Below are 6,000 nucleotides of genomic sequence, written 5' to 3' on the forward strand. Positions count from 1 at the left end.
ATTTTGCGCAGTACATTCTGACCGATTTTTCCGATCACCTGCACAGTCCGGCCTTTGCCGAGATGGCCCGCAGCCCCGATCACCCCCAGGCCTTCACCCGCGCCCGCAAGCTGCCTCTGCCCACCCTCCTGGGCGCCCTGCTGCGCTTTTGCGGCGCCAGCGTGCAAAGCGAACTCGACGCTTGCTTCGCCAGCCTGCGCACCCACGGCAATGGGGGCACATCCACACGAGGACGCAAGGCAGGACGGCGACCACAGCATAATACGCGCCATGGATTGCACCAAAACTTTGCAGATGCGCATCAAGGACAAGCACGCCAGCGTGCGGTGTGAGAGGGCGCGCGAGGTCAACCAGGTGTGGAACCACGTCAACGCCATCTTTGAGCTGCGTGCCGGTTCGTTCAGTGAAGACAGCCGGGGCCGCTGGTATCGCAGCCACGAGCAAAGGCTGGGAATTGCACAGCGTGCCAGAAAGAAAAAGTGCGCCCGTGCCATCCACGCCAAAGTCAAGAACCTGCGCAAAGACGAACTGCACCCGTTCAGCAGCGCACCGGTGAAAACCAACGCCGCCATCTTCGTGGGCGACGTGGCCAGTGCCAAGCTGGTCAAAACCAAGATGGCCAAGAGCACGCTGGACGCGGGCTGGGCCATGCTCAAGACGATGTTGGAATACAAGAGCGATCAGGCCGGTATCGTCTTCGAGGTAGTTGAACGAAAACCACACAACCCAGACTTGTTCGTGCTGCGGGGTCATTCCCGCCAGCAGTCCGAAAGGTAGAGCAGGTTTGCGAATAAGAGAATGGGTTTGCAGCGAATGTGGCACGGCACGCGACCGGGACACAAACGCAGCCAAAAACATTCTCGCGGCGGGATATCGTCGTCTGGCAGCAGGAATCACCTTCTCTTTAGGGCGGTGAGGATGTCAAGCCTCAGCAGTACCGCATGTGCGCCTAACGGGCATGACTTTGAAAGGCGCCCCAAAAAATGAAAGTCCTGCCCGTTCTCCCTCACCCCCAACCCCTCTCCCGCACGCGGGAGAGGGGAGCGAAGTGAGTCGCGGCCCGACTTTCACAGTAAAGGACAATCTCGGTTTAACCACCTTTCTTGCCCCGATCCCATCCCGATGCAAACGTTTTCTTTCTCTCCCTTCAACGAATACCTGCGCGATTTGCAGCAGCGCATCACCACCTGCGTGGCCGCACTCGACGGCGGTGAGTTCTTGACCGACCTGTGGCAGAAAGACCCGGGCGAGACGCTGCAAGGCCAGGGCGTGACGCAAATTCTGGAAGGCGGCGCGCTGTTCGAGCGCGCCGGCTGCGGCTTCTCGCACGTCAGCGGTGCGCGCTTGCCCCCTGCGGCCACCCAGCACCGGCCCGAATTGTCGGGGGCGCCGTTTGAGGCCATGGGGGTGTCGCTGGTGTTCCACCCGCGCAACCCTTACGTGCCCACCGTGCACATGAACGTGCGCATGATTGCTGCCAGACCGGCCAGCGGCGCGCCGGTGTGCTGGTTTGGCGGCGGCATGGACCTGACGCCTTATTATGGCTTTGAGGAAGACGCGCAGCACTTTCATCGAACATGCCAAAACGCACTGGAGCCGTTCGGCGTCGACAAATACCCGCGCTTCAAAAAGTGGTGCGACGAGTATTTCTTCCTGAAGCACCGCAACGAGCAACGTGGCATTGGCGGCGTTTTTTTTGATGACTTTTCCGAACTCGGTTTCGACGGCGGCTTTGCCATGACGGCTGCCGTGGGCGACGCTTTTCTCGCTGCTTACTTGCCCATCGTCGAGCGGCGCAGGCAGCTCGCGTATGGCGAGCGCGAGCGCGACTTTCAGCTCTACCGGCGCGGGCGCTACGTCGAATTCAACCTGGTTTGGGACCGCGGCACGCATTTCGGACTGCAGTCGGGCGGGCGCAGCGAATCGATTCTGCTCTCAATGCCGCCGCTGGCAAGCTGGTCTTACCGGCGCAAGACCGAAAAGGGCACGCCGGAAGACCGGCTGCAGCAGGAATTTCTGGTGCGCAGGGAATGGGTTTGATGACCCAGACCGCCGCTGCAGCAAAGCCGCGACTGCTGCGGGTCGGCGTGTTCGGCGGCGCTTTCGACCCGCCGCACTGGGCGCACCGCACGCTGGCCGAAGTGGCACTCAAGCAGCTCGAACTCGACGTGCTGCACGTCTTGCCGACCGGCCACGCCTGGCACAAGGCGCGCGTGCTGTCGGCGGCCGAACACCGGCTGGCGATGTGCCAACTGGCGTTCGGGGATCTCCCGAAAACCCGCATCGACACGCGCGAAATGCGCCGCCAGGGGCCCAGCTACACCGCCGACACGCTGCACGAACTCGCCAGCGAATACCCGGGGGCGCAGTTGTTTTTGCTGCTGGGTGCAGACCAGTTGCAGGCATTCAAGAGCTGGATGCGCTGGCCTGAAGTGCTGCAACAAGCCAGCTTGGCGGTGGCCGACCGCGCGACCAATGTCGGCGCCGACGCGGCGCTGGCGTCGGGACAGGTCATTGACCTCTCAAATACCGATCTGCCGTTCGAGCGACTCCTCATGCCCTTGCAAAACATCAGCGCCACAGCGGTGCGCGCCCGGGTTGGACAGGCGCTCAGCCGCAGCGGCGCACTGGAAGTGCTGGTGCCGCAGGCCGTCGCAAGCTATATTTCACTCCATAACCTCTACCAGAATCCTACATGAGCGAAATCACAGCCAAAAGAGACATCCAAAAACTTCAGCGCGCCATCGTCGATGGGCTCGAGGACGTCAAGGGGCAGGACATTGTGGTTTTCAACACGGCCGAGATCTCGCCGCTGTTCGAGCGCGTGATCGTGGCCAGCGGCAGCTCGAACCGCCAGACCAAGGCGCTGGCCGCCAGCGTGCGCGACGCGGTTCGTGAAGCGGGTTTTGACAAACCGCGCATCGAAGGCGAAGAAAACGGCGAGTGGATCATCGTCGACTGCGGCGCCGCGGTGGCGCACGTGATGCAGCCGGTGATTCGCCAGTACTACCGGCTGGAAGACATCTGGGGCGGCAAGCCGGTGCGCCTCAAACACGGAGCCGAAAAGCCGGTGCCGCCGCTGGATAGACCGGCGGGCAAACCTCGCTCCAAGAAAGACGGCGTGAACGTGCCAGCCGTGCCGGCGAAAACCGTGGCGCGCAAACGGGCGCAGTCGGCCAGCCAGACGGAAGCTTTGGCCGGCACAATCAAAGCAAAACCCAAGACCGCCATCAAAGCCCGTACCGCCGGGGCTGAAGGCGCGGCAGTCAAAAATGTCAGTGTCAAAAAAACCATGACGACGCAGACCGGCGACGGCGCGCCGACCAAGCCCAAGCTGAAGACGCTGGTGGTCAAACCGCGCGCCGCAGCCAAACCGGCCGGCCCAGCCAGCGCCAAAACGCCCGCCAAGACGCCGGCTACAAAGCGGACGAAGAAACCGGTTAAGCAAGCGACTTGAGGCGCGCCGCCAAATCTGCTGCGGCCGCAGCGCAGCGGCCAGCGCTGGCGCTGCAGCCACCCGCGGCTGCCGATACACGAACTCCGTCTCCATGGTCAACAAACCCCCGAGCGATTATTCCGAGGCGTCGATCCGCGTCCTCAAGGGTCTGGAGCCGGTCAAGCAGCGTCCGGGCATGTACACCCGCACCGACAACCCGCTGCACATCATCCAGGAGGTGCTGGACAACGCGGCCGACGAAGCCTTGGCCGGGCACGGCAAAAAAATCAAGGTCACGCTGCACCGCGACGGCTCGGTCAGCGTAGAGGACGACGGACGCGGCATCCCGTTTGGTCTGCATCCGGAAGAAAACGCGCCGGTGATCGAACTGGTGTTCACCCGGCTGCACGCCGGCGGCAAGTTTGACAAAGGCCAAGGCGGCGCCTACAGCTTTTCCGGCGGCTTGCACGGCGTGGGTGTCTCGGTCACCAACGCCTTGTCGAGCCGGCTCGAAGTCAGCAGCTACCGCGAGTCGCGGGTGGCGCGGCTGGTGTTTGAGGCCGGCGAGGTGACCCAGCCGCTGCTGCTGACCGAGCGCGCACCGGGAGACCGCAAACAAGGCACCACGGTGCGCGCCTGGCCGGCGGCCAAATATTTCGACTCGCTTGTCCTGCCGATAGCCGAACTGACCCATCTGCTGCGCAGCAAAGCGGTGCTGATGCCGGGAGTCAGCGTGACGCTGGCCAACGAGACCACGCAAACCTCGCAAACCTGGATATTCAAAGGCGGCTTGCGCGACTACGTGCAGCAATCCTTGTCGGCCGAGCCACTCATTCCCTTGTTTGAAGGCGAGGCAAGCGTAGGCAGCGGGCACGACACGTTCGCCCCGGGCGAGGGTGCGGCCTGGTGCGTTGCCTTCACCGAAGACGGCCCGCTGGTGCGCGAGAGCTACGTCAACCTCATTCCCACCAGCGCCGGCGGCACACACGACAGCGGCCTGCGCGAGGGATTGTTCCAGGCCGTCAAAGGATTCATTGAACTGCACGCGCTGCTGCCCAAGGGCGTCAAGCTGCTGCCGGAAGACGTGTTTGCGCGTGCCAGCTACGTGCTGTCGGCCAAAGTGCTGGACCCGCAGTTTCAGGGTCAAATCAAGGAGCGGCTGAACTCGCGCGATGCACTGCGCCTGGTGGCCAGTTTTGTGCGCCCGGCGCTCGAACTCTGGCTCAACCAGCACGTCGAGCACGGCAAAAAACTGGCTGAACTGGTCATCAAGGCCGCGCAGACGCGGCAAAAAGCCGGGCAAAAAGTTGAAAAACGCAAAGGCTGCGGCGTTGCCGTGCTGCCTGGTAAACTGACCGATTGCGAAAGCCGTGATCTGGCGCACAACGAGGTGTTTCTGGTCGAGGGCGACTCGGCCGGCGGCAGCGCCAAAATGGGCCGCAACAAAGAATGCCAGGCCGTGCTGCCGCTGCGCGGCAAGGTGCTCAACACCTGGGAAGTCGAGCGCGAGCGGCTGTTTGCCAACAACGAAATTCACGACATTGCGGTCGCCATCGGCGTCGATCCGCACGGCCCGAACGACCAGCCCGACCTTGGCGGCCTGCGCTACGGCAAGGTCTGCATCCTGAGCGACGCCGACGTGGACGGCTCGCACATTCAGGTGCTGCTGCTGACACTTTTTTTTCGGCATTTTCCCAAGCTGATCGAAGCAGGCCATCTGTACGTGGCGCGCCCACCGCTGTTTCGTGTTGACGTGCCGGCGCGCGGCAAAAAGCCGGCCCGAAAAGAGTACGCGCTGGACGAGGGCGAGCTGCACACCATTTTGGACAAAGCGAGCAAAGACGGCGTGCCGCGCGAGAAATGCCAGATCAGCCGCTTCAAGGGTTTGGGCGAGATGAACGCCGTACAGCTCTGGGACACCACGCTCAACCCCGACACCCGTCGCTTGCTGCCGGTGAGCTTGGGCGGTCTGGATTTTTCCGCCACCGCAGACCTGTTGAGCAAGCTCATGGGCAAAGGCGAAGCCGCCGCCCGGCGAGAACTGATGGAGCTGCACGGTGACTCGGTGGAGCTGGATCTGTAGGCGGCACTGAATCGGAATAAATCGGGGTCAGACCCCGATTTTTCTGCACACGAATGCCATTTCGGGTAAACTGCGCAACAGAGGGGCTGCACTGGTTTCGACGTGGGTTCGGACGCGCAGCAGGGCATGTCGAGGTTCTGTCACCTCGTAAATCAGCAGAAAAAAACCAACTGCAAACGACGAACGTTTCGCACTCGCCGCTTAATTGCCGGTGAGCTTTGCAACAGCAGGCCTACAGGCTGGGCAAGGGTTCAGACGGCACAAGCCGCATGAGTCCAGGCTGCAAAGATAATTCAATAGGCTGGCCGGGCGTCGGGTAACTTGGCGCAAGGCGAGATTCAAGGTTGCTGGCAATTTGCATAGCGTGCCGCTGCGCGATGCGAAGAGCGAGACTCAAAACAGACGGCTACACATGTAGAACTGCTCGAAGAAGGCTTGCGGACGGGGGTTCGAATCCCCCCAGCTCCACCAATAACCAGGC

6 protein-coding genes and 1 other RNA gene are annotated in these 6,000 nt (G+C 62.3%); all 7 read left to right on the forward strand.

Features of this window, described 5'->3' with window-relative positions:
- Positions 1 to 270: 270 nt before the first annotated feature.
- The 7 genes from EST26_RS09670 (at position 271) to ssrA (ending at position 5,990) form a co-directional block, all read left to right on the forward strand.
- Positions 271 to 777 carry a hypothetical protein gene (locus EST26_RS09670; protein WP_291067404.1) on the forward strand — a complete coding sequence of 169 codons (507 nt, stop codon included), beginning with the start codon at positions 271 to 273 and terminating at the stop codon, positions 775 to 777.
- Positions 707 to 916, forward strand: coding sequence for a zinc ribbon domain-containing protein (locus tag EST26_RS09675; RefSeq protein WP_291067406.1), 210 nt, complete (start codon positions 707 to 709; stop codon positions 914 to 916). Before EST26_RS09670 ends, EST26_RS09675 begins: the two co-directional genes overlap by 71 nt.
- A gap of 206 nt (positions 917 to 1,122) precedes the next feature.
- Positions 1,123 to 2,040 carry an oxygen-dependent coproporphyrinogen oxidase gene (hemF, locus tag EST26_RS09680; RefSeq protein WP_291067408.1) on the forward strand — a complete coding sequence of 306 codons (918 nt, stop codon included), beginning with the start codon at positions 1,123 to 1,125 and terminating at the stop codon, positions 2,038 to 2,040.
- Entirely contained in the window at positions 2,040 to 2,699 is a 660-nt protein-coding gene (gene nadD / locus EST26_RS09685; RefSeq protein WP_291067409.1) for a nicotinate (nicotinamide) nucleotide adenylyltransferase, read from the forward strand. Before hemF ends, nadD begins: the two co-directional genes overlap by 1 nt.
- Positions 2,696 to 3,457, forward strand: a complete 762-nt coding sequence (gene rsfS / locus EST26_RS09690; protein ID WP_291067411.1) for a ribosome silencing factor — start codon at positions 2,696 to 2,698, stop codon at positions 3,455 to 3,457. The genes nadD and rsfS overlap by 4 nt, the downstream gene beginning before the upstream one ends.
- Before the next feature lie 91 nt (positions 3,458 to 3,548).
- Positions 3,549 to 5,519: a DNA topoisomerase IV subunit B gene (locus tag EST26_RS09695; protein WP_291067413.1), complete on the forward strand. Its 1,971-nt coding sequence runs from the start codon at positions 3,549 to 3,551 to the stop codon at positions 5,517 to 5,519.
- An 82-nt stretch (positions 5,520 to 5,601) separates the two neighbouring features.
- Positions 5,602 to 5,990, forward strand: a transfer-messenger RNA (tmRNA) gene (ssrA, locus tag EST26_RS09700).
- Positions 5,991 to 6,000 lie beyond the last annotated feature (10 nt).

The organism is Hydrogenophaga sp. (assembly GCF_014773545.1).
GTDB lineage: Bacteria > Pseudomonadota > Gammaproteobacteria > Burkholderiales > Burkholderiaceae_C > Hydrogenophaga.